We start from the raw sequence: 25,689 nt of genomic DNA, 5'->3' as shown, positions 1-25,689 counted from the left end.
TGTGTTTGTTTTAATTTCCTAAGTTGTATACTAAATTAATTCCTGCATTAATAGATTGTCTTGGGAAAGTTGTAGAAACTGCGTATTCAAACGTTTGGTGATTATAATAAAAAGATGCTGTTAAGTTGCTACTTAAATTATAGTCGGCAATAAATTTTAATCCAAATAATTTCTCACCTCCTGTAATCTGACTATTCTCTTCATCTACACTTCTTATCAACGTTAAATTGTCTCTTAACGAAATATCAGCTCTTAAATTTATATCTCCTTTTAAGGTTTCTTTCTTTCCTGTAAATCTGGTGACAAATTTAACATCTCTAATCTTATATCCAAATCCTAAAACATATTCTGTTCCTTTAATATCTGTTAAAGTATTGTTGTTAAAATTTAATGTTAAAGATCTGTCTCTTCTTATCTCTCCTTTGAATGAAACTGAATTTTTCATTCTAAAATCAACTTTTATTAATGGTGAAAACTCATCAATTAAAGTTGCCGACGAAATTAAGAGTTCTGATTGATAATTACCAGAAGTATTTGTATTTGTTGGTGTATTTGAATCGTACTGTAAATTATTGGTATAACTACCTATTGTATACGAAGATTTATAGCCATGCGATAAGGTAAACGAAGTAAAGTTTTTCTTAAACCACTTATACTTCATAAATCCATTATAACGTAGTGTCCAGTTAGGAATTGGTATGTTTTTAAAGATTCCTGTACTTACTGAATTTGGACTATTTCCTGAATATGCTGCAATAAATGCTGGTAACATTGCTTGTTGTCCATTTTCCTTAAACCCAGGATTATTATTGTTTCGATCAGAATCGTTTGCTGCTATTCCTCTTTCAGTAGCTATTCTATCTGAAATTGTCCTTCTATAATCTAAGAAATTTTGATACAACGCTTCATTATCGGTAAAAATAGTTCCTAACATAAAATGACTAATACTATAATTACCAGTTTCAAAAGGTTTAATATTTGGGTCTTGTTCAAAACCTCCGCTACCATTTGAAACTACATCTAACTGTTGCGTTAAATTACTAGTCTGAATTCTATTCCCGCGTAAATCAATAGTTAAATCTCTAAATGGTTTTACAGATACATTATAATCTAGCTTTTTATATCTCGTTTTTGAGTAATTCTTACTATAATATTCATCTCCAGCATTTCTAGTAATCAACCATCCATTCTCTATAGCCGTATTTAAAATGTCGGTTTGACTACCAAATACAAATCCTAATGTTGGAGCTAAACCTCCATCAAAGCCATTTCTTCCTAAGAACCCTACTGAAGGTTTATATCCTTGTAATAACGTTCCGTTGTTTTGAGAATAACTAATCTTTGCTCTTTTTACAGAAGTTAACACATCATATACTCCCTTTCCTAATTTCTGTCCAAAAGTAGCTTTCTTTTTAAGTTTTGCTTTTTGGGCTACTTGACTTCCTCCTAATGTAGCTGTTCCTTTTTGAGTAGGTTGTTTTTTAGTTCCTTTTAACAATAGTTTATCTACACCTACAATTTTATAAAAACGTCCGAAATCTATATTTGTATTTAAGTTATGTGTGTTGGCATTTTGAATCATGTTACCAACTTGCTCAATATAACTTTGCGATCCTGCTTTCCAATCAAAATCAGCGGTATAACCATAATCTGCATTGATAAAATTCAAGAACGGGAACTTATCTAGTGGTAGCTTATAAGTTGCGTTTAACTTCTGATGATAATTATCGGGTCTTCCTATACTGAAAAATTGATCGTAAACTTCTAATTGTTCATCTTCACCAAAACTATCATATATATAATTGTTTGTTGCATTAAAGTTTAATTGTAGCGATTTAGTTAAATCAAAACCAATTGTATAATCCCAATTAAATAAAAATCTTCGTTGGATTAACTCTGGCTGTGCAGGTAAAGGGTTTACAGGGTCAATAATTAGATTTCTAGATTGTTGACTATTGTAGTTTCTGTTAATTCTTGAGTTTAGTGCTATTGTTTTTGGTACCGGATTAAAGTTTAGATCTCTTATAAATTGTAAGTATCTATTTTTAAATCCTTCTGATTTTTTAAATGGTTCTATATTAAAAGGAACGAATGTAAAATTATAACTAGCCCCAGCCATTACATTTTTATTTACATAGCTTTCAATATTATAATCTTTATGAAACTCTTCACTATGCGCATACGAAGCAGAGAAATTCTCTACATCATAAAATTTAGGTTTCTTCTTACTTTCTGGATTTCTATTCTTTTTTACATTGATAAAACTAATGCTTTTTCTTCTTGTATAATCTTGAGCATTTTTACTATTTGGGTTTTTATCAATTGCATCTTCTAATTCTACGTCTTGGAATTGTGGATCGTATTTTGGATCTCTAAATTCTTCTCCATAGCTGTAATTCATCGGCACTTGCATGTTCCATTTTTTAGGCATCATTTTACCTAACTGAATATTTGTAGCTACGCTATATTGTTTTATTTCTTCAATGCTTCTTTGTTGTACACGATCTTCTACATTACCAAAACCTATGGTTGACATTCTTCCTGCTAAAGACACATCCATCACATCGGCCATATTAGCATCTGCATTTACCACAGCTGCCCATCCTCCTTTATTATCAAAACCAACAGCACGTAATTCATTAAACCAAACTTCAACAGTTTTATCATCTGCTACAGTATTTTTCACCCCTAACATTACAGTTCTTACTTGTGCTAATGTTGGATTACCTCTTACAGAGATTTTTAACCCATTAGAACTTGTTGACGAATACACATCAGTAAGGTTACTACCCGTAGGTCTTTCAATTTTTAAGTTAGCTAATTCTTCTAACGGAATATCTAAATTATTTTCTTTAGGCCAAACATCTAAAGATGATGTATTTGATGTAGATATTTTTAATGGTTTTTCTACTTGGTAATAATTATCGTTTAAATCTGTACCTAAACGTATAATAGCAACCATTTCATCATCATTAGCTCCTGTTGCACTATTTTGGTTTTCAGCATGTAAAAACATACGTAGTTTTTTATACCTACGCATATCAATACTAATATTTTTATAAATCGTTCTAACCTCATCTGCTTCTAAGTCAGTTACCTTTAAAGTTACTGATTGCTCATTTTGACGTTGAATTCTATTTGTTCCTTGTAAACGTTCTCTTTGAATTCCTGGTGGTAGCTTATAACGATCTTGATTTTGCTCAATACTTACTACACCTACCTCAAACTTGTTTAATTCATCTGCGTCTAAATCCTCAGAAGGAATACTTGTATCTGGTAATGTTTTTGTGTAACGTCTCCAGTCTCCTCTTACCAATTCTAATTCTCCAAAACGTAATACTACTGGCATTTTGAATTGTGTTAAAAACATTCGTATAAAACGGATACTATTAAAATCTGTAATTCCATTAATTTTCTGAGCATCAGTAACATTCCTAACTGGTATTCTAAATTGATACCATTTAGTGCTTCTTGTTGCTCCGTTTAAAAGTGTTACATTTTGTGTTTTAACATCAATAATATGATTTTGTCCTAATACTAAATCTGTTTTATTTAAAGAAACCTCATACTCAAAGTAACTATTTACAGGATTCATTGTTTGATCCTTATTAATATCTTCTGTATCTGGGTAAGTGGTAGATGACGTCGGATAAGATTCTCCTGATTGACTTGCTGTGGGTGAGTTACCTTCAGTTCCGTTAAAGTTTTTATATCTAGATAAAACTGATGGGTTGGTACTTTCAATAGCTCCACCTCTGAAAAACTGGAAGTTATCTCCAGCAGGGTCATCTAATCCTGCAAATGCAGGGTACTTTGCTCTTTCCTCCTCATCGTTTAATCCATCTAAACCAATATCTTGATTTGTTCTTGCATCATTACTAGAGTCAAAAGCATACAAAATAGAAGGGTTTATAGGTGTATCTCCCCAAATAGATGTTTGAATGTTACCTCCGTCTGCCTTTTGTCCATCAGCAGGTAGTCCGTTTTCGTACTGCTTTCTACCATCTTTTAATATATCTTCAGAAACATTACCTAAATTAATGAATAATTTACCTACTTGGTTTGTTGGATCATTTGGATTAATTCCAGCCGGTAGACCTTCTTCAGTTGTAATTGAGTAATTTTCATACGGATCCATTAACCAAAACTGGATATACTCAACATTTGCTTGTTCAAAATTGTTTGTAGTTAACGATCGCATAATACCTCCCCAACGCTCCTCTGCTGTAACAGTATTTGCATTCTCATTATAGTTATACGGACCTCTTTCTGCTGGGTAATAAGCTAAATCTAAGGTTCTAACTAAATTTTGCTGCGTAATATCAAGATCTGTATTCGGGAATAATTCATTATAGCGAATTTGACGTACCTCATCTCTAGACAATTCATTTTCATCAATATTATCTGGTCTATTTCCACTACCATAAAATAGTTGATCAATATTATACCAAGCTAATTTTCCTCTTTTGTAATTGTATTCTAAACCAAATGTTCCTCCATCAAACCCTTGTGATTCTGGTGTACTTGCCAAAAACCATTGTTGTGGTGAATTTAAATTGATGGGGATTTGTGAAGCTTCAAAATCATCTAAATACGAAGTTGCAGTACCATCTACATTAATTCCACTAGGAGATCCTGGTAATAAATAAGCCATATCCGCTCTAACCGAAACATTCGACGGAGCTTCAGTTTCAACGAAAGGTAGTTTATTTGCTAGTTTTGTTAAATAAGGTACTTCCGAAGAGTAATCTAAGTTCAAACCTAACATGATATTATCTATAGGTTCTCCTCCCAAATTAACTTTTGGCGTAATTGGTTTTTCACTAACATTTAAAAAAGTTCCACCTAAAATAAAATCTTCAGAAAAACGGTGTTCAACATCTATTCCTATAAATGTTTTTCGCTGCTGGTTAAAAAATGTATTGTTTTCTACAGATGCATTGATTGGAATTCCTGAAGCTTCTAAACCTGGGTCTAAAATTTGTACACGACCTAACTGATAATCTACCACATAATCTATCCCTTCAACCAATTGTCTTCCTCCAGCAGTAACTCTCACCGAACCTCTAGGTACATTAAAAGCTCCAAGAGAGATACCTCTACTGGTTTCTGATTTAAAATATCCTTTTAAGAAGAATTTATCTAAATTCTGATACTCATTTTTTGCTTGAATTTTTGTAGTTAAATACAACTCTTCAAACACATATTTATCTTGATCTGCTGGATTGGTAAGTTCATCTTTTAAATCATTACCAAATGGCTCTGGCTCTGGAAATAGAATATAACCTCTTTCAGAATTTACTGTAATTCCCTCAACATAATCAAAGAAACCATCTCCATTGGGAACTGCATATTCACTTTGGTCTAATTTATCTAAGTTTAAAATACGTAATAATGGCTTGTCTGTTACCCCCGGTGTTTGTGCTTTTTGCAGAGTATTTTGTAACGTACCAGTTTCGTCATCACGATACAATAACTCAAAACGAAATCCATCGCGCTGTAATGGAAAAGCCCCTAAAGCGTATACGTTTTTCATCATCAGCCTCCAAGTTGGAAAAGCTTCTGTATCGTCTCCTGGCCTTGTTGTATTTAATATTTCACTTCTTAATAACTTAACTGCAATATTTGCTGGTGCTACAACTCCATCGTTTGAAAACTCTCCTACTTTAAATACTGTTTCTCCATTAGAAGCTCCAACTACAGTATACTCAAAAGCTACCGCTAAAACTTCTCCATCGTTTAACCTTCTGTTTAAAGAGATAAAACCTAATTGTGAGTGTAATTTAAACTCGTTAGGCTGTAATCTACGAGCGTTTTGCAAATATGTGTAGTTAAACCCTTGTTGTGCTGGCACTCCAATACCATTAATAGCGGCATCAATTGTTGCAACATCCCTAATTCCTCCTGAATTTGCTGCTAATAATGAGCTTAAGTTATTCACTCCATTATATGGTATAATTTCAGAGTTAACAGATATGGCTCCTGGTGTTGTTGTTATTTCAGCTGGATTTACCTCATTTGCATCTTCTGATTCTCCTAAATCGGCAAGAGCTACAATACTACGGTAATCGCTTACATTTTGGTTTCTATTAGTTACCCAAACTTCAACTCTCGTTATATTTATAGGGCTATTAATTAATGGATAATTCTCTAAAGCCTCTTTATAATTTTCTCTAAAGTATTGTGATAAAAAGAAGTGTCGATCATTATCATAATCTGAAGCTCGTAATTCAAAAGGCTCGATAGTTGCTCCGCCTTCTGCAACTACTGTTTTAGATTGTGAATTTTGTTGCGAAAAAGCAGCAGTTACATATGTTTTACCGAACTGTAATTCTGTTTTTACCCCAAATAACGATTGTGCTCCATTAATAAGCGAGTTTTTAATTGGCATACTAATATTACCCGCCTCTATATTTCTAATAATATCATCTTCAGTAGGAGTATATTCTAGCTTTATAATATTTTGAAAGTCAAAAGTTGATTGAGTATCATAGTTTGCTGTTACTGTTAATCGTTTACCTACTTTAGCCTGTAAGCTTGCACTAATTTGTTGATCAAAATCAAATGTAAAACTACTTTGATTCTCTACAGAAATTTGAGGGTTTTCATTATTTTGATATACTCCTCCAAGTTTAATATTAATCTGTCCTGTTGGGTTTACCTCAACAGTGTTACCTCCAAAAACGGATTCAAAAAACTTAGAGTTTACATAGTATTTAGGTAATAAATTTTTACGTGCTGCTTCGTTTCCTTTCTTTTTAGGATTGGTAGCATCTACTTTTTCTTTGAAGTAATCTTTTAAATCATTTTTTAAACGGTACTCATTATACTCTTTAGGAGTCATAAAAATAGGTGTACCTACATAGTAGTCTCCTATTTTTTCAACAATCATAAATTTATTTAACGTCTTGTCATAAGTAACTACTTTTTGAGTAGGGTTATTTAAGTAAAGTGTTCCGTTTTGATTGTATTTAAAATTGTATTTAAGGGGAGTTACAGTATCTTTTTTAACAGCGTTAGTGCTATCTTTTTGAGTATTTTGCGAAAACGAAACAACACTTACTAAAACAGTAAGCACCGTAAGTAATCTATTCATAACTGCTTTTTCCAACCTTTTTTATAAGTTTTTTAACGCCTGTTTTATAAGTTTTTCAACACTTGCATCAGGTGTTTCTTTTAATATATTCCCTATTACCTTGTCAGCTTGCTTTCTTGCAAACCCAAGAACCTCTAAAGCAGATAACGCTTCTTCTTTATTTGTATTGTTCTGTACCACAGAAACTTCGTCAACGTCAAAGGTTTTTAATACCTTATCTTTTAAATCAACAATAACTCGTTGTGCAGTTTTAGCTCCAATACCTTTAACTGTTTGAATCAGTTTTACATTTTCAGAAGCTATTGCTTGCGAGACTTCTTGTGAAGTCATTGAAGAAAGCATTGTTCGTGCAGTACTTGGACCTACACCTGAAACGGAGGTTAATAACCTAAAAACTTCTCGTTCAATTTTTGTTGAAAACCCATATAAAGTATGAGCATCTTCTCTAATAGATAAGTGTGTATACAACAACACATATTCATCGTTTGGTAATGATGAATATGTGTTTAAAGAAATATGCATTAAGTATCCTACTCCATTGCAATCTACAACAGCGTATGTAGGATTTTTTTCCACAAGTTTTCCCCTTATTTGTGTTATCATCCAGCTATTTTTTCTATTTGTCTAAAATAGACAAAATTATCTTTTAAAAAAATTTCTCTTAACCTATTGAGAAACTTTGTTTTTAGCTTTCATTTCCTTGTTTTGAGCATCTACAACTGCTACTGCAGCCATATTTACCATTTCATCTACACTTGCCCCCAATTGCAAGATGTGTACTGGCTTGCTCATTCCTAATAAAATAGGCCCTATAGTTTCTACTTCATCAACAGCTTTCATTAACTTATAAGTTATGTTGGCTGACTCTAAATTAGGGAAAATTAGCACATTTGCTCTTTTTCCATTTAATTTAGAGAATGGAAATTCTTTTGCTAATAATTCTGGATTCAAAGCAAAATCTGCTTGCAACTCCCCATCTACCACAACATTAGGATAATGGCGGTGAATGTAAGAAACTGCTTCTCTAATCTTAGTTGAACTTTCGGCTTTTGATGATCCAAAATTTGAAAACCCTAACATTGCAACATTTGGTTTCATTCCAAACATTTTAGCTAATACAGATGTTAACTGTGTAATTTTAGCTAAATCTTTTGCCGTTGGATTAATATTAATTGTGGTATCTGCTAAGAACATAGGTCCCTGCTTTGTTAACATCATGTTTGTTGCCGCAACCCTTGTTACTCCTTGATCTTTTTCAATCAATTCTAACATTGGTTTCACTACAGATGGGTATGGTCTTGAATATCCTGTAATTAACGCATCTGCCTCACCAGAATTAACCATCATTGCCGCAAAATAATTACGTTCACGCATCCATTTTTGAGCTTCTAAAAAGGTAACCCCTTTACGCTGCCTTGATTTCCAAAATATTTCAGCATATCGGTTTCTTCTTTCTTCCTCTTCATCAGTTTTAGGATCAATAATCGGTACATCAGCATCAAATCCTAACTCCGTTTTCAACTCTAAAATAATTTCTCTTCTTCCTAATAAAATCGGTTTTCCAATTTTTTCTTCATACACTCTCTGTGCTGCTTTTAATACATCTAAATGATCTGCTTCAGCAAACACTAACCTCTTAGGGTTCTTTTTAGCTCTATTGTGTAGTAATCGTACTTCTTTACTTCCTGTTCCTGAACGATCCATCAACTCTTCACGGTACTTATCCCAGTCATCAATTGGTTCTTGAGCCACACCTGATTCCATCGCTGCTTTTGCAATTGCTGGAGGAATTTCATAGATTAATCTTGGATCAAACGGTTTTGGAATAATATATTCTTTTCCAAAAGAAAGGCTTACTTCATCGTATACAATATTTACTTGCTCTGGTACAGATTGCTTCGCTAAATCTGCTAATGCATGTACCGCTGCCATTTTCATTTCTTCATTAATCTTCTTAGCACGAACATCTAACGCTCCACGGAAAATAAAAGGAAAACCTAATACATTATTCACTTGGTTAGGATGGTCTGACCTTCCCGTTGCCATTATAATATCGTCTCTTGTCGCAATTGCTAAATCGTATTCAATTTCTGGTTCTGGATTAGCCATTGCAAAGACAATAGGATTTTTCGCCATTGATAACAACATCTCAGGAGATACCACATTTCCTTTTGACAAACCAATAAACACATCAGCGTTTAACATCGCTTCTTCTAAAGTATTCACGTCTTGATCTGTAGCAAATTCTGCTTTTTGCGATGTTAGGTTATCTCTATCTTTTCTGATAACACCTTTACTATCACACATAATTACGTTTTCACGACTCGCTCCTAAGGCTAGATATAAACGTGTACATGAAATTGCTGCGGCTCCTGCTCCATTAACAACAATTTTTACATCCTTAATATCCTTTTCATTAATCTCTAATGCATTTTTTAAGGCTGCGGCAGAAATAATTGCTGTACCATGTTGATCATCGTGCATTACAGGAATGTCTAGCTCATCTTTTAATCTTCTCTCTATTTCAAACGCTTCAGGTGCTTTAATGTCTTCTAAGTTAATCCCTCCAAAAGTTGGAGCTATAGCCTTAACAGTTTCTACAAATTTATCTACATCTGTAGCATCTACTTCAATATCAAAAACATCAATATCCGCAAAAATTTTAAATAGCAGTCCTTTACCTTCCATTACTGGTTTAGATGCTTCAGGACCAATATCTCCTAGTCCTAAAACCGCTGTTCCATTTGAAATAACAGCTACTAAGTTGCTTTTTGATGTATATTTATAAACGTTGTTTTTGTCTTTAGCTATTTCTAAACAAGGCTCTGCTACTCCTGGTGAATATGCTAACGATAGATCGTGTTGAGTTGCATATTTTTTGGTAGGTACTACTGCTATTTTTCCCGGCTTCGGCTTAGCATGATAAAGTAGTGCTTCATGCCTTTTTCTAGAATCTCTCATAGGTTCGTTCTTGTTTGTTTGAACTTACAAATATACATTTTGTTATGAAGTAAAAAGAATTTGTAACCTGATAAAAGTCATATTTCGTCTTTAAAAATTTCCTGAATTTTGCTCTAACCTTAAACCAAATAAAAAATGGAAACTACACAAAGACACATTATTGACGAAGAAGTACAATGGGACAAAACAAAAACTATTGTAAGTAAAACCGATGTTTATGGAACTATTTTATATGCTAACGATGTTTTTTCTAACACCTGTGAGTATAGTACTATTGAGTTAGTTGGTGAGCCTCATAACATTATTCGTCATCCAGACATGCCTAAAGTCGCTTTTAAAGTATTGTGGGATGCCCTTAAAAAAGGCGAAAACTTCCATGCTATTGTTAAAAACCTAACAAGAACAGGTAGATATTACTGGGTTATTACCGATTTTACTATTGATAAAGATGAAGATGGTAAAATTGTTGGATATACAGCCAGAAGAAAAGCTGTTCCAGATGGAGTTGTAAAAAAGATTGAGCCTATATACAAAACACTTTTAGATATTGAAAAACTAAAAGGAGAGAAAGCAAGTGAAATGTATTTTGATGCCTACTTAAAAGAAGAAGTTGGTAAAACTTATAATGAATTTGTGGTTGATCTTTTTAACGAAGAACTTTCTAAAGAAGAAGCTGAAAAAGTTAAAAACGAAACAAATCCTTTAAAGAAAGGTTTGAATTGGTTCTTCTTTGGAGAAACAAATCCAACATAAAATTTATTATTTCCCCCTAAATAATCCTCTTAAAGAACTTTTAAATAGGGTTGAAACACTTGTTTCAACCCTATTTTATTTTAAAATAAAAGTCTACATGATACTTTCTTTTAAAAAATAACACTATCCTATTATTTTTAAGCAAAAAAACAACACAATACAATCACTTAAAAACCAGTATTTTAGATTAAATAAAAATTACTTCTTTTTTACAGCTTTTAACCTAACTAAAACCTAAATCAAAACATCCTCCTGCTCCAAAAACCTTATATTTGCTGATTATTTTTAAGTAAACCACCCCGAATAACTATTAAAACAAAAAAAATGCACACAAACAATGCTCTAAGACCTTCCAAAGTTATAGATGAGGAAGTAAAATGGGACAAGTCTAAAACAATTATTAGTAAAACAGACCCTGCTGGAACTATTTTATACATGAACGATACTTTTGAAGAAGCTTCGGAATACAATAAAATAGAACTTATTGGAGAACCTCACAACGTGATTAGGCATCCTGATATGCCTAAAGTAGTTTTTAAAGTATTATGGGACAACCTTAAACAAGGAAACAACTTCCATGCTATTGTTAAAAACTTAACAAGAACAGGTAGATACTACTGGGTTATTACTGACTTTGATGTAGAAAAAGATGATAACGGAAAAATAACTGGGTATACAGGAAGAAGGAAATCTTTACCTGAAAATGTTGTAAAAAAAATAGAGCCTTTATACAAAACGTTATTAGAAATTGAAAAAATTAAAGGTGAAAAGGCAAGTGAATTATATTTTAATTCATATTTACAAGAAGAAGTTAACTCTTCGTATGATGAATTTGTTGTAAACTTATTTGAAGGAGAAAGTGCTGACACAAAAGAGGCTGACAAGAAAGAAACTCCTGCAAAAGAAAGCGGAATGATTAAAAAGGGACTTAATTGGTTCTTCTTCGGAGAAACAAACCCTAAATAATTTTCAAAAAACATAAATAAAACCGCTTTTAAAAGCGGTTTTATTGTTTTATAAAGTCAATATTTCTTAATAATCCTGAAAACTTAGTACGCTTAACTGCCGATTTTTTGAACACTTTACTAAAGGTTTCTTGTGTTAATTCTTGCCAGTCACGTTTATTCATTTGTAACAAGTTTTCTTGAGGTGAAAATAGACTTTCTTCATGTGGTTGTGAAAAACGATTCCACGGACAAACATCTTGACACACATCACAACCAAACATCCAATCTTGCATTTCTCCTTTAAATTCTGACGGAATTGCATCTTTTAACTCAATTGTTAAGTACGAAATACATTTACTACCATCAACCGTATTGTTAGGTAAAATAGCTTGTGTTGGACACGCATCAATACAACGAGTACAGCTACCACAATGGTCTGTCTTAAAAGGTTTATCATATTCTAATTCTAAATCGATAATTAATTCAGCTAAAAAGAAAAACGACCCTTGTTGTTTTTGAATTAACAACGAATGTTTTCCATTCCAACCCAATCCTGACTTTTGCGCCCATGCTCGTTCCAAAACAGGTGCTGAGTCTACAAAACAACGACCAGAGACTTCTCCTATTTCATCATTTATTAACTGTAACAATTCACGTAATTTTCCTTTTATAATATGATGATAATCTTGACCGTAAGCATATTTCGAAATCTTATAACTTCCTTCTTCCTGAACTTCCGAAGGAAAATAGTTGTACGACAAAGAAATTACTGATTTTGCTCCATCAACCAATAAACGAGGGTCTAAACGTTTATCAAAATGATTTTCCATATAATGCATTTCACCATGATACCCATTTTGTAACCATTTTTCTAAACGAGGTGCTTCTTCTTCTAAAAAGTCAGCTTTTGCAATACCACAACCTAAAAAACCCAAACGTTTTGCTTGTGTTTTTATAAAATTTGAGTATTGCTGTTTCTTATTCAAAATACGTGTTTTTAACAGCGCAAAATTACCAAAAGAAAAATTATAATTTTATTCACTTTCTATTTACAAATAAATGTTGAAATTTGTTCGTTAGTATTACATGACAAACTTTATTCATAATGAAAAAGATATATAAGATATTATTAGGTATTGTAGTTTTTTTCTTCATCCTTTTGGTTAGTATTCCCCTACTATTTCAAGATAAAGTGATGAACTTGGTAAAAACTACCATTAACAACAACGTAAACGCCAAAGTTGATTTTAGCGATTCTAGCTTAAGCTTACTTAGAAATTTCCCAAATGCATCAGTTCAATTATCTAACCTAACGGTTATTAATAATGCTCCTTTTGAAGGTGATACTTTAGTATATGCCAAAGAGGTAAATTTAGCATTAAAACTTACAGAGCTTTTTAAGGCTTCATCTGAGCAGCTAAACATCAAATCATTTACTATTGATGATGCTTTAGTAAATGTATTAGTTGATAAAAAAGGAAATGCCAATTATGATATTGCTAAACCTTCTGAAACAGAAGACACAAAAGATGAAGAACCATCTACTTTCGGGCTATCTATTAATTCATACGCTATTAACAATGCTACGATAAAATACAATGATGAGCAAAGCAAATTAAACCTTGAGCTAACCGAATTAAATCATAGTGGAAGTGGTGATTTCTCTCAGTCTAATACAGAACTAGACACACAAACATCCACTTTAGTTTCTTTTGGAATGGACGGTAATTCTTATGCTAAGAATCAAAAAATAGAGTTAGATGCTATTTTGGGAATGGACTTAACTAACATGAAGTTTTCTTTCTTAAAAAATGAAGCTAAGTTAAATAACCTTCCGTTGGTATTTGATGGTTTTGTTCAAATAAACGAAAAAAACCAAGAAGTTGACATTAACTTTAAGACTCCTTCGTCTGACTTTAAAAACTTCTTAGGGTTAATTCCTGAAGCCTACACTAAAAGTATTGCCGGTGTAAGTACCACAGGTAATTTCAGCGTAAACGGAAAAGTAAATGGAATTATTGACGATAAACACATTCCGAAGTTAGATATTTCTATGAAGTCAAATAACGCTTCATTTAAATATCCTGATTTACCTAAAAGTGTTCAAAACATTAATATTGACGCACAAATAAAAAATACTACTGGTAAAACCGAAAATACGTTTGTTACTATTAACGGTCTTTCTTTTAAAGTTGATCAAGATACTTTTTCTGGAAAAGGAAATATTTATAACCTAACTACCAACCCTAAAATAAATGCTAGTTTAAAAGGCGTTTTAAACCTAGCTAATATAAACAAAGCGTATCCTATTGATTTAGAAAATGAGTTAAGTGGGATTTTAAAAGCCGATTTACGCACAGAATTCGACATGAAAGCTATTGAAAACAATACTTTAAGTCGTATAAAAAATAACGGAAAAATGGAGGTAAGTGACTTTGTTTTTTCTTCAGAAGATGTTGTTAATCCTCTTCATATTAAAAATACAATCGTCAACTTTACACCAGGTACCGTTAGTTTAACAAAGTTTGATGCCACTACTGGAAAAAGTGATTTAAATGCTACTGGAACACTTAAAAATTTACTAGGGTTTTTACTTTCAGATAAAAAGTTACAAGGGAACTTCAAGTTAAATTCTAACAAGTTTTATGTTAGTGATTTTATGCAAGAAAACCCTGAAGCTATTGAAAATGAAGAAAGTGATTCCAAAAAAGATACACCAACGGAATCTTTAAAGATTCCTGCATTTTTAGACTGTGCCGTTTCTGCAAACGCTAAAACTGTATATTACGATAATTTAACCCTACAAAATGTAAGAGGTACGCTTCTTTTAAAAGATGAAAAAGCCATATTACAAAATATGAATGCTGGTATTTTTAATGGTCAAATTGCTTTAAACGGAGAGGTTAACACACAACAAAAGAAACCTACTTTCGATATGAAATTAGGTATTAAATCTTTCGATATAGCACAATCGTTTACTAGTTTAGAGTTATTACAATCAATAAGTCCTATTGCTGGTGCTATGAACGGTAAATTAAATTCTGACATTGACTTAGCGGGGAGTTTAAATGATGATTTTACTCCTAACTTAGCTTCTGTTTCTGGTAAAGCACTTGCTGAATTATTAACAACCAGTATCAATCCACAAAAAACGAAAGCTTTAAGTTTATTAAATGATAAGTTATCTTTTATGGATTTATCAAAACTAGATTTATCTGATATTAAAACACACCTGTCTTTTAAAGAGGGTAAAGTGGTGGTAAAACCATTTGATTTAAAATATAATGATATTGGTATTACTGTTGGTGGTAGCCATGGTTTTGATAAAACAATGAACTATAATGTTACGTTGAATGTCCCTGCAAAATATTTAGGTAATGAAGCACAAGGACTACTTTCTAAATTAAGTGCTAAAGACCAACAAAACATTACTGTTCCTGTTACCGCAAGTATTGCTGGAAACATGACTAACCCTTCTGTAAAAACAGATTTGTCATCATCAGTTACTAAGTTGAGTCAGCAATTAGTTCAGCAACAAAAAGACAAACTGGTTAACAATGCTATAGGTGGATTATTAGGGAATAAGAAGAAGGATAGTACTAGCACAACCAACAAAAAGGAAGAAACCGTTAAAAAAGTAACGGATGTTTTAGGTGGTTTATTCGGAAAAAAGAAGAAAAAACAACAAAAAGACACTGTTAAATAGTCTTTTGTAACATTTTTTATTTTTCGTAGTCTTACATTATATTAAGAGAACTTTGTAAGTTATTTAACACTTCTTAAATACACTTTACAAAGTTCTTCTTTTATGTTTGTTACCAACAACTAACTGACTATGAAAAATATAACTACATTATTATTTTTAACATGCTCTTCAATAACCTTTTCTCAAATTACAGGAAAGGTAACCAATACTAAAAACCAACCTATTTCTTTTGTAAGTGTATATTTAGAAAACACTATTACAGGTACCACAACCAATACAAATGGTGATTATGAGTTAGCCTTTAACTCAATAGGACAGCACACTGTAATATTTCAAATGTTAGGTTATAAAACCATTAAAAAAACGGTTGAAATCAACTCTTTTCCTTTTATACTAAATGTTGTTTTGGCTGAAGAAGAGGTTACCTTAGATGAAGTGGTTGTTTCTTCTGAAGAAAACCCTGCTAACAAAATTATTAGAAATGCTATTGCTAATAAAGCTAAAAACACAGATAAGTTTGCTGAGTATACTGCTGATTTTTACTCTCGTGGTTTGTTTAAGGTAAAAGATTTACCGAAGAAGTTTTTAGGACAAGACATTGGTGATATGGGCGGTGGATTGGATTCTACCCGAAGTGGTGTGGTATACCTTTCTGAAACGGTCTCAAAAATCGCTTTCCAAAAAAGACCTATAAACTTTAAAGAACATATTATAGCTTCAAAAGTTAGTGGACAAGACAACGGAATTAGTTTTAATCAAGCAGAAGATGTAAATTTTAATTTTTATGAAAACTCTTTTGATTTGGCTGATGTTAAAGTTGTTTCACCCATTGCTAATGGTGCTTTTGGATACTACAACTATAAACTAACAGGTGTTTTTTATGATAAAAATGGAAAACTAATTAACAAAATTCAACTTTTACCCAAACGTAAAAACGATCGGGTTTTTAGTGGTTATATCTATATAGTTGAAGATGATTGGGCTATTTATGGTGCCGATGTTATTGTTACTGGCGCACAAATAAGCTTGCCTATTGTAGATTCTCTACATATAAAACAGAACTATAATTTCTCTGCTAAAAACAAAGCTTGGGTGCCCGTTACACAAACCATAGATTTTAAAGCTGGGTTATTTGGGTTTCATTTTAACGGACGCTTTTCTGCTGCTTATTCTAACTATAATTTTAATCCTAATTTTACTAAAGATACTTTTGGTAACGAAGTGCTTTCGTTTGCAGAAAATGCTACTGAAAAGGATTCAACATATTGGAAAAAAATTCGCCCTGTAACTTTAACTTCTGAAGAAATATCGGATTACAAATTAAAAGACAGCATAAAAACCATTCGAAAATCGAAGAAATATTTAGATTCGATTGACACAAAAAACAACAAGTTTAAACCGTTGGATATTCTTTCTGGTTACACCTATCAAAATTCTTATAACAAGTGGTCGATAAGCACTTCTTCTCCTATTGAAAATCTCAATTTTAATACGGTGCAAGGATGGAACTCTTCTTTAGGTGTTAATTACCGAAAATCACTTAACAAAAAAGGGAAACGTTTTAGTATTGGGACTGATATTAATTATGGTTTTTCAGAGAAAAAAGTGCGACCTACAGCCAACTTTAACTATCGTTGGAACAATACTACACGACCTGTTTTAACAATTTCTGGAGGAATTGCTACACCACAGTTCAACCCAAAACAACCCATTTCTAAGTTTTGGAACACAATAAGTTCTATTGGTTTTGAAAGAAACTATTTGAAAATTTATGAAAAGGCATTTGCCAAAGCATCCTTTTCTCAAGAAGTAACGAACGGAATACGTATGTTTTCTTCTTTAGAATTTGCAGATAGAAAACCATTATTTAATACAACTGATTATGTAATGTTTCCGCAAGACGATGTAAACTATACTTCTAACAGTCCGCAAAATCCTGCCGATTTTTCAACAGGTTTTATACCTCATCAAATGTGGACTTTTTCTTTAGGAGCCAACATTAATTTTGGACAAAAATATTTATCATATCCTGATGGAAAATACAACATCCCTAGTCGTAAGTACCCATCACTATACATTGGCTATCAAAAAAACTTCGGATCAGAAAATTCTGAGTGGAATTCAGATGTGATTTTTTCTCAATTGTATCAACAAATCAACCTAGGTAACTGGGGTGAATTTGCTTACAAAGCAAAAGGAGGTATGTTTTTAGAGAAAAAAGATATTCCCTTTATGGATTATGCTCATTTTAACGGAAATCGCTTGTTAATAGCTCCAAAAGACAACTATTTGGACAACTTTTACATGCTACCGTATTATAAGTTAAGTTCTAATGATAAATACGCTGAGCTCCATGGAGAATATAACTTTAAAGGAGCATTATTAAGCAAGGTTCCTTTGTTAAACAAACTCAACTTTCATCTAGTTACTGGAGCAAAAGGATTATTTACTGCGGGTAATAAACCTTATTCTGAATTTGCTATTGGTTTAGATAATGTTGGTATTGGAAAATGGCGTTTTTTACGTGTAGATTTTGCTCGCTCTTACTTTAACGGAAAACATGAAAACAGAGTTGTTTTCGGTATAAAATTGTAGATTTGTTATATGAAAATAAGCATTCTATTTTTCGGTATGGCAACAGATTTAGTTGATAGTTCTTCATTAGAAATTGAACTTCCTAACAAAATCACTGTTGCTAACTTTAAAGAATTTCTTGTAGCAGAATTCCCTGAGCTACAAAAAATGAGCTCATATGCAGTAGCCATTAACGAAAGTTACGCTACAGACGATATACTCATAAAAGAAAATGATGTAATCGCAATTATCCCTCCAGTTAGCGGAGGATGATATTCAATGTAGCAATTTTAAAATTTGATAATGTCTCAATTTTACATTTATACATTGCTACATGAGAACGTTACCCCATTGTTATACGGTTTCTTGTTTAAGGTATTTTCCGACGAAAAATGTTCCGAAAGGTAAGATAGAAAGTAAACAAACTATTCCGAAAGTTTTACCATTCCAGTTTAGCTCATACTTTAACATGATTGCTAACACTATGTATCCTACAAATAACAATCCGTGAGGCATACCCAACATTTTTACATACTCTGGATTTCCTTGTAAATATTTAATTGGAACCGCTATAAAAAGTAATAAAATATAAGATATCCCTTCTAATAAACTTACTAACTTAAAAAAATTAATCATTGAATTTTTACTTAAAAATTGGTTAGCAAAGATACTGAAATATTACGTCCTGCAGCTGAAACTCCAGAAGCAAATTCCTTATAATGTTCATCAAATAAGTTAGACAATTGCGCTTGTAAAGCTATGTTTTTTGTGAACTGGAATTTACCATATAATCCAACAGTCATCCAACTAGGACTTCCGTAGTATTTATCAATATCTTCGGTAGCATTCGCGTTAACAATTGGTGTTTGTTCATGGTTATCAATACCTTCAGTTATATTATAGTCTGAAATATCTTTCTTTGCATTAAAAACTAAGTTAGCTCCACCTTCAAACTTCTTGTTTACATAACTTAAATCAAAACGACCAAATAACGGTGGAATAGACGACATTGGTTCGTTGGTATCATAAGTTTTACCATAGGTATAAGTAACAAACCCAGAAGTATTCCAGTTTCTATGTAGTTTACCTTGATAACTTACTGTTGCGCCTGTAACATATGCTGTTCCTTTATTTACATTAGCAACAATGGCTCCATCTTCTCCATCATATTCGATAATTGAGCTTCCATTCAGCTCAAAACTCTCTCTATAGATGTAGTTATTCAATAAAGTATAATACACATTTGCCCCAACTCTAAATTTTCTATTATTAAAATATTTTTGAGCACCTATTTCAGCATTATATGCATGTTCTGGTTTTAAACTAATATTTGGTATAGTTACTTTTCCATTCTTCTCTCTTATCTTTCCTACATCATCAATGTTTGGTGATCTAAAACCAGAAGATAATACTGTATTTAACTGCCATGTTTTATTAGGCTTGTATACATACCCTATAGTTGCTGTTAATGATTGATTATCTAACTGAATATCATTTTGAGGAATATCAATAAAAGTTTCATCCAACCACTTTGCTTTCAATACAGTATTTGTTCCTCTAATTCCTGTGTTTAATGTTGATTTGCTATTAATATCTTGACGGTAATCTACATAAAAAGCAGAGCTAAAATAACTACTTCCTCCATCAGGGTAACGCGACTGTACTGTAAAATCTCCATCAAAGCCAATTATGTTACTATCATTAACTCGTAACGTTTTTCCGTAAGAATTAGATTCCACATCATTGTAAGTTACTTCAATTCCATATCCTAAATTTCTATTTTCTGCTAACGGTACTGTAAAATCTCCATTCAAACTAAAAGCATCCACACTTTCTTTTCTGTAAGATCTATCTAGGCTTCCAAACTTTCGTTGGATACGACTTTCTTTTATATTTTGATAAGCTAAAGTGATGGTTCCATTATCCATCCACTTTTTCTTTGGGTTGATAATTAACTGCGGAGAAATCAACAAACGTTCTTGTGGTCCGTAATACCATTCAGCAAATTTTAAACTTCCTTTTTTCAATTCATTTAACTTATCAAAACGAGGTATATCAGAAGAAGTTGAATATTGAATGTTTAATTTAAAATCTGTATTTTTTGAAAAAGGCACATAAAACTTTTGCAATACATCTGTTTGACTGTAACCTGTATTTCTTTGTAAATTTTGGTCAGAATTAGCAACTGGCGTATCACTATAAAAAGTGTTTGTATTATTGGAATAATAAGGAACCTTTCCCCAATTATCAAAGCCATGAGAACGATTTTCTCCCATCTTTAAGTCTCCAAAATTACTATGAGCTATACTTGTAAAAGATGCCCATTTTTTGAATCTTAATTCAGCAGAAACCACATTGGTTACTTCATTATTTGCTGAACTATATCGCAAAAATGTATTTCCTTTTATTTCACTTCCCTTTTCCGATAGTTTTGGGGTTTTAGTATAATAGTGAATAACCCCACCTAATGCATCAGAACCATAAATTACTGACGACGGACCAAAAACAACTTCTGTTCTGTCTAATAGATTTGGAGCTACTGTTATTGAGTTTTGTAAGTGTCCTTTTCGATAAATTGCATTGTTCATACGAACACCGTCAACTACCAAAAGAACTCGGTTACTTTCCATTCCGCGTAAAACAGGACTTCCTCCCCCGAACTGTGATTTCTGAACTTTTATTCCTGGAACACTCGCTAATAAATCTGCTGATGTTTGTGGTGATAATTTCTCTATTTCTTTTGAAGATACTACCGCAATTTGTTCTGCAATACGATTAGTTTTTTCTCTGTTTTTAAAAACAGAGACAACTACCTCATCTAATTGTTCTGAGTTTTTTGATAAATAAACATGGTAGTTATTCTTTTTTATTACTGATTTTTTTTCTTGATACTGTGCATATGACACATGGGTAAACGTAAGCAACTCATTTTTCTTAAAGTCAGAAATATCAATTTTTCCTAATTCATCACTTACCGCCGATGCTGTTTTATCTTTATTAAAAACAGCAACAGCCTCTACAGGTTTACCTGTTTCAGCATCAATAACAGTAATGGTTTGAGAAAAAATTGTGGTAACAAAAAGTAAAAAAAATACAGTAATTCTGTGTTTCATATTAATTAAATACGGTTTCTAAAATATCTAATGATTTAGGTTTTCTAAATCCCTCCAAGTGTAATTCATAATACTGAACTATAATTCGGAGAATAATTTGTCTTTCTTTTTTTGAATAAGAAATTGAGTTAATCACATCAAAATTTATGCCTAACAAGCTTTTAAACAGCATTATTTCTTTTTCTGAAATCGTTAATTTTTCATATTCAGTATCAGTAAAACTTCCTTCTAACAAATTAAATGCTGTTTTATCAATATTGGTTGTGTCTGGATAAAAGCCTAGATATCTAGATAAATTTAATAAAAACAGTAAGTGAAAGTTTGCAACCTCATCATGTGTATCTAACCAAATTAAAGATGTTTCAATATAACTGTATAAAGGATTATTTTCTTCCTCTTCTTGTAAAATATATGATAACACTTCTGATAAAAACAGTACAATTGATTGTTTTACTATAGAAGTATAAATGGTTTCATACGGATGAATCACTTGCACTTCTTTAATAGAATGTAACGAGCTTTTATTGCTGTGATTTGCAGTAAGATTTAATTGTGTTAGTGGTTGAAAGTGCGCAGGCTTTAACTTTCCTTTTTTTGATTTTAGCACTCCTTTTATCATGTACGATTTTACTCCTTCTTGTAAAGTAAAGCATTTTACAACCAAACTAGTGTCTCCATATTTAAGAGAGCTTAAAACAATGGCTTTTGTAGTAATTACTGCCATTTAACCAAGTTTAACTATTAAAATCATTAATCAAAGATATACCAATAATATCAACAAAAATAGTACATTCGTGTAAAATTGATTCCTTTAACATGGCAACAGAGATAGAGCGAAAATTCTTGGTAAAATCTATTGAGTTTAAACAAGAAGCTTTTCAAAAAAACTACATAAAACAAGGTTTTTTAAATTCAAATAAAGAAAGAGTTGTACGAGTTCGTTTAAAAGACGATACTGGTTTTTTAACCATCAAAGGGCCATCAAATGCTAATGGAACTACTCGATTTGAATGGGAAAAAGAAATTGATAAAAAAGAAGCTGAAAGTCTTTTTGACTTATGTGAAAAAGGTAGTATTGAAAAGTATAGATATTTAGTAAAAATTGACAATCATACTTTTGAAGTAGATGAATTTTTAGGAGATAATAATGGCTTACTTATTGCTGAAGTTGAATTAGAAAGTGAAAATGAAAGTTTTACAAAACCTGAGTGGTTAGGTGAAGAAGTTACTGGAGTTCCTAAATACTATAACTCAAACCTAAGTAAGTTACCTTATAATAAGTGGTAAAAAAGCTGTTTGAAAATTTTCCAAACAGCTTTTACTCCCCTAATTAAAACTCTTTTCTTATTTTTTTAGAATACTAAGAGTTTTTACTTGTTTTCCTGACTGTATCTTTAACAAATACATACCTTCTTTCTTTAGTATACTTTCATCTATTAATATAAATGTAGAAGGGGATTGAATCTCTTTACTATGTACATGTCTTCCCAATAAATCATAGACATCTAATCGAATAGCTCCATCTTTTGAAATACTGGAAATATCAATTTTTGTTTGTGTTACAAATGGGTTAGGTATTGCAGAGATAACTCCACTATTATTTAACTTTTCATCGTTAGGTCCTACAACTCCACTTCTTTTTACTGTTGTAATTGGCAAATTTGCCGTTTTATTGTAAGCATAATCTGTCAACGTATAAGATAACCCATCGTTTGCTACCAAAACATGAAACCATCCATAGTGTATGCTTCCGTTTATTTTAAAAGTAAACCCGATAAAGCCAGTCTTTCCATTCCAAGACGTATAATTGGATGAGCTAATTGTATAAGGGTTAGAGTTTGTTATAAAATTACTTGACGCTCCAACAGAAACCCCTTCTGCTAAATAAGACACGTTACTAGTTGTTCCTTCACAAACAATACTTTTATTGTAAGTTTCTAATCGCACTGAGTTGCTAGTATACCAAGCTCCATAATCTGCATCGTCTCCTACTTCAATTCTAAAAAACTTCCAAGGGTCACTTGAGGTTACCGTTAGGTCATCTATATCAACATATACAATGTCATCATTTGTACTACACGGTTCACAAGAACCTCCACAGTCAACTCCTGTTTCATCTCCATTTTGAATTCCATCACTACAGTTTCCATCACCAATAACAACCTTATAATCCTCTACCTCTCCATAACTAAACGATTCACAAGACGTAGGTATACTGTTATATTTCATAGACACTCTCATTCTAGTATCTCCTGAAATTGCTGAACTAGGCACAGTAAATTGCCCTGTTACTGAAGTATCTTTTGACGCCGTTTTACTCCAAACCTGTTCACCTGTATCTATAAAATCTCCGTCTTGATTGTAATCAATCCAAACACTATACCCCTCAGAATAAATAGTACTACTCCAGCTTGGTGTTATAGTTATTGTATAATCTCCTCCTTTTGATAAGTTAGTTGATACTGTAGATGTATAATCCTCATATCCGCCACTTGATCCTGACGAACTATTACTAATGCTATTTAATTCAACTTTACTAATGAATTCATCATTTACACTCTTTCCGTTGGAATCACAATATACCACTGCACAAGGCTCACAAGAACCACCACAGTCTACACCAGTTTCATCTCCATTTTGAATTCCATCGCTACAAGTAGCTCCTGTATTTCCATCCCACACTTTACTTCCAGCTTTGATTGCTCCAAAAGGTTCTGTACTATATGCATAATCTAGTAACGTATACGACGTGCCGTCATTGTTAACACTAACTCTGAACCAACCGTAATTAGTTTTTCCTGTGTATAATTCTAATTGAAAACCTATATAAGCAGTTTTACCATCCCAAGAGGTATAACTTGCATTTCTAATTACATGCAAATCAGGATACGCACCTCCATCAACCCAAGAACTTTGTTCGTCTATTATAGTATTCAGCTCAATTGGTTTTACATTTCTAGTTCCCGATTGACATACTAATGCCTTTTTATATGTTTCTAATATTAATGAGTTCTTCTCATAAAAAGTTCCAAACCTATTATTACTAGCATCGTTTATTGTAAAAAAAGTCCAAGTGTTTCCAGAGTTAGCTGTGTAATCTTGATTATCAAAATACACTACTTTATAAGGGTCATAAAAAGAAAAACTAAACGTTACTTTATCAGAGTTTAAAGAAGAACTTCCTCCAGAAATTGCAGCATCTTTAAACATAACAGAACCTGTAGTATTATTTAATTTGGAATGGTTTGTTACTTGTCCTGTAAACTTCACACTAAGTGTTTTATTGTTAAGTACAGTTATTTGAGCTGATAAGCCTTGAGGAAGGCTAGCATCAAAATGAGTCCCAGAAATTAAACTTCCTGAAGAAACTGAGAAAGTCGTTCCTTCTATAGATATATTTTTAGTTTCATCAACTATTGAACCATCATTTGATAATGCTTCTTCTACTGTGGTAGAATCCACTATTAGAGATGCCCCATTTAAGTTTACTCCTGTATCTGTTAAATTATCAGGTTGCCACAAAGGCTTACGGGCTGGGTGCTGTAATGCTGTAAGCATTCTATCAATTTGCCCTTGTGTAAACATTTTTCCACAACCAGCAGCAGCATCGTACCCCATGTAGTTTTCATAATTAATTAAATTACCACAATCACTTGCTCCAACCGTACACCCATCATCTCCTGAATTAGAATCTTCTTTTGGAGTATCATCTACATAATCTCCATTTGGATCATTACATCCACCTTCAAACGTGTGTATAAGATTTAACCAATGACCAAATTCATGCGTTAATACCGAAGCAAACTCTTTATCCGTATTCCCATGAATGTAACGCCCATTATAAACTACTCTAGCAGTATTATTATCAGACATTGCAGTATTTGGATACCATGCAACGCCAGAGTTTGTTACACTTCCATCTGCATATAAATCCCCCATAATGTATACATTCATATACTTATAGTTATCCCATGCGTCTGCTGCAATTTGATCGTCATAACCACCTCCGTTTCCATATCCTGATTTTTCTGGATAAAAAACCACGCCATTAGTACTACCTCCGTTAGGATCTATCTTTGCTAAAGCAAACCTAATACTAAGAGCACCTCTTCTTCCTGAAAAAACAGGGTCAACTGTATTAAAGTCATCATTAAGTCCGTTAAAATCCTCATTCAATTTATCTAACGCAACTTTTATTTTATCATATGTTACAGTTTGTCCGTGCTGAACTGAACCATAAACATGTACAACCACTGGAATGGTATAAGTCTCTCCAACTTTATTAAAAAGTGAAGTTTGTTTTTTTCTAACTACATTTTTTGTGTAGCTGTTAAATTTGTCAAATTCTTTTTTTGATTCGGGGTATTTTAAAAATACCTTTTGATTTTCACTTGTAACCTTACAGTCTTGAGCTGGCGCAGTCTCAACACAGAAAAACAACAAAAAGAAGAAGGGTAACAAAATGTTCTTTTGTTTCATAATTGATTGATTTTAAATTACTTAAAACAAACCTACAGTTATAAATCAAATCAATTTGAT

Annotated in this window: 14 protein-coding genes; 6 read left to right on the top strand and 8 right to left on the bottom strand. The window is 32.3% G+C overall.

Annotated elements, in window-relative coordinates:
* Positions 1-10 precede the first annotated feature (10 nt).
* The 3 genes from sprA to ACTPNM_RS02740 form a co-directional block, all read right to left on the bottom strand.
* Positions 11-7,096 (bottom strand): cell surface protein SprA, encoded by a 7,086-nt coding sequence (gene sprA, locus ACTPNM_RS02750; protein ID WP_440120524.1) that lies wholly within the window; start codon positions 7,094-7,096, stop codon positions 11-13.
* A 21-nt stretch (positions 7,097-7,117) separates the two neighbouring features.
* Positions 7,118-7,699: a Holliday junction branch migration protein RuvA gene (gene ruvA / locus ACTPNM_RS02745; protein ID WP_274639010.1), complete on the bottom strand. Its 582-nt coding sequence runs from the start codon at positions 7,697-7,699 to the stop codon at positions 7,118-7,120.
* A gap of 63 nt (positions 7,700-7,762) precedes the next feature.
* Entirely contained in the window at positions 7,763-10,057 is a 2,295-nt protein-coding gene (locus tag ACTPNM_RS02740; RefSeq protein ID WP_440120523.1) for an NADP-dependent malic enzyme, read from the bottom strand.
* A gap of 135 nt (positions 10,058-10,192) precedes the next feature.
* Here ACTPNM_RS02740 and ACTPNM_RS02735 point away from each other — a divergent pair, with 135 nt between their 5' ends.
* Together ACTPNM_RS02735 and ACTPNM_RS02730 are read left to right on the top strand one after the other, a co-directional pair.
* The gene (locus ACTPNM_RS02735; protein ID WP_440120522.1) at positions 10,193-10,810 is read left to right on the top strand and encodes a PAS domain-containing protein; all 618 of its coding nucleotides are present in this window, start codon (positions 10,193-10,195) and stop codon (positions 10,808-10,810) included.
* A 324-nt stretch (positions 10,811-11,134) separates the two neighbouring features.
* Positions 11,135-11,776 carry a PAS domain-containing protein gene (locus ACTPNM_RS02730; RefSeq protein ID WP_274639007.1) on the top strand — a complete coding sequence of 214 codons (642 nt, stop codon included), beginning with the start codon at positions 11,135-11,137 and terminating at the stop codon, positions 11,774-11,776.
* Between the two features lie 40 nt (positions 11,777-11,816).
* Here ACTPNM_RS02730 and queG read toward each other — a convergent pair whose 3' ends face one another.
* Entirely contained in the window at positions 11,817-12,743 is a 927-nt protein-coding gene (gene queG / locus ACTPNM_RS02725; protein WP_440120521.1) for a tRNA epoxyqueuosine(34) reductase QueG, read from the bottom strand.
* A 119-nt stretch (positions 12,744-12,862) separates the two neighbouring features.
* Here queG and ACTPNM_RS02720 point away from each other — a divergent pair, with 119 nt between their 5' ends.
* The 3 genes from ACTPNM_RS02720 to moaD all read left to right on the top strand — a co-directional run bounded on the left by ACTPNM_RS02720 (position 12,863) and on the right by moaD (position 18,310).
* Positions 12,863-15,463: an AsmA family protein gene (locus tag ACTPNM_RS02720; RefSeq protein ID WP_440120520.1), complete on the top strand. Its 2,601-nt coding sequence runs from the start codon at positions 12,863-12,865 to the stop codon at positions 15,461-15,463.
* 129 nt (positions 15,464-15,592) lie between these two features.
* Complete coding sequence (locus tag ACTPNM_RS02715; RefSeq protein ID WP_440120519.1) at positions 15,593-18,058, top strand: DUF5686 family protein; 2,466 nt, start codon at positions 15,593-15,595, stop codon at positions 18,056-18,058.
* A 9-nt stretch (positions 18,059-18,067) separates the two neighbouring features.
* Positions 18,068-18,310 carry a molybdopterin converting factor subunit 1 gene (gene moaD, locus ACTPNM_RS02710; protein WP_440120518.1) on the top strand — a complete coding sequence of 81 codons (243 nt, stop codon included), beginning with the start codon at positions 18,068-18,070 and terminating at the stop codon, positions 18,308-18,310.
* Between the two features lie 81 nt (positions 18,311-18,391).
* Here the strand turns inward: moaD and ACTPNM_RS02705 are convergent, their stop codons facing one another.
* From ACTPNM_RS02705 to recO, 3 genes are read right to left on the bottom strand one after another with little or no spacing between them, the layout of a single operon-like run.
* Positions 18,392-18,673, bottom strand: coding sequence for a DUF3817 domain-containing protein (locus tag ACTPNM_RS02705; RefSeq protein WP_274639002.1), 282 nt, complete (start codon positions 18,671-18,673; stop codon positions 18,392-18,394).
* A gap of 11 nt (positions 18,674-18,684) precedes the next feature.
* On the bottom strand, positions 18,685-21,150 hold the full coding sequence (locus tag ACTPNM_RS02700; RefSeq protein WP_440120517.1) for a TonB-dependent receptor domain-containing protein: 2,466 nt from the start codon (positions 21,148-21,150) through the stop codon (positions 18,685-18,687).
* Between the two features lies 1 nt (position 21,151).
* The gene (recO, locus tag ACTPNM_RS02695; protein ID WP_440120516.1) at positions 21,152-21,874 is read right to left on the bottom strand and encodes a DNA repair protein RecO; all 723 of its coding nucleotides are present in this window, start codon (positions 21,872-21,874) and stop codon (positions 21,152-21,154) included.
* Positions 21,875-21,966: 92 nt separating this feature from the next.
* Between recO and ACTPNM_RS02690 the strand changes: the two genes are divergently transcribed.
* Positions 21,967-22,437, top strand: a complete 471-nt coding sequence (locus tag ACTPNM_RS02690) for a CYTH domain-containing protein (RefSeq protein ID WP_440120515.1) — start codon at positions 21,967-21,969, stop codon at positions 22,435-22,437.
* Positions 22,438-22,494: 57 nt separating this feature from the next.
* Here ACTPNM_RS02690 and ACTPNM_RS02685 read toward each other — a convergent pair whose 3' ends face one another.
* Positions 22,495-25,629 (bottom strand): M43 family zinc metalloprotease, encoded by a 3,135-nt coding sequence (locus ACTPNM_RS02685; RefSeq protein ID WP_440120514.1) that lies wholly within the window; start codon positions 25,627-25,629, stop codon positions 22,495-22,497.
* Positions 25,630-25,689: the final 60 nt, after the last annotated feature.

This window comes from Tenacibaculum sp. Ill (assembly GCF_051938915.1).
In the GTDB taxonomy this organism is placed as follows: Bacteria; Bacteroidota; Bacteroidia; order Flavobacteriales; family Flavobacteriaceae; genus Polaribacter; species Polaribacter larymnensis.
The sequence above is the reverse complement of the archived record's forward strand: the minus strand, read 5'-3'. Positions and strand labels throughout refer to the sequence as shown.

Bases quoted from the DNA above. Each gene is read 5' to 3' on its own strand.
- sprA (WP_440120524.1), bottom strand. From the start codon at position 7,096: ATGAATAGATTACTTACGGTGCTTACTGTTTTAGTAAGTGTTGTTTCG.
- ruvA (WP_274639010.1), bottom strand. From the start codon at position 7,699: ATGATAACACAAATAAGGGGAAAACTTGTGGAAAAAAATCCTACATAC.
- ACTPNM_RS02740 (WP_440120523.1), bottom strand. From the start codon at position 10,057: ATGAGAGATTCTAGAAAAAGGCATGAAGCACTACTTTATCATGCTAAG.
- ACTPNM_RS02735 (WP_440120522.1), top strand. From the start codon at position 10,193: ATGGAAACTACACAAAGACACATTATTGACGAAGAAGTACAATGGGAC.
- ACTPNM_RS02730 (WP_274639007.1), top strand. From the start codon at position 11,135: ATGCACACAAACAATGCTCTAAGACCTTCCAAAGTTATAGATGAGGAA.
- ACTPNM_RS02720 (WP_440120520.1), top strand. From the start codon at position 12,863: ATGAAAAAGATATATAAGATATTATTAGGTATTGTAGTTTTTTTCTTC.
- ACTPNM_RS02715 (WP_440120519.1), top strand. From the start codon at position 15,593: ATGAAAAATATAACTACATTATTATTTTTAACATGCTCTTCAATAACC.
- moaD (WP_440120518.1), top strand. From the start codon at position 18,068: ATGAAAATAAGCATTCTATTTTTCGGTATGGCAACAGATTTAGTTGAT.
- ACTPNM_RS02705 (WP_274639002.1), bottom strand. From the start codon at position 18,673: ATGATTAATTTTTTTAAGTTAGTAAGTTTATTAGAAGGGATATCTTAT.
- ACTPNM_RS02700 (WP_440120517.1), bottom strand. From the start codon at position 21,150: ATGAAACACAGAATTACTGTATTTTTTTTACTTTTTGTTACCACAATT.
- recO (WP_440120516.1), bottom strand. From the start codon at position 21,874: ATGGCAGTAATTACTACAAAAGCCATTGTTTTAAGCTCTCTTAAATAT.
- ACTPNM_RS02690 (WP_440120515.1), top strand. From the start codon at position 21,967: ATGGCAACAGAGATAGAGCGAAAATTCTTGGTAAAATCTATTGAGTTT.
- ACTPNM_RS02685 (WP_440120514.1), bottom strand. From the start codon at position 25,629: ATGAAACAAAAGAACATTTTGTTACCCTTCTTCTTTTTGTTGTTTTTC.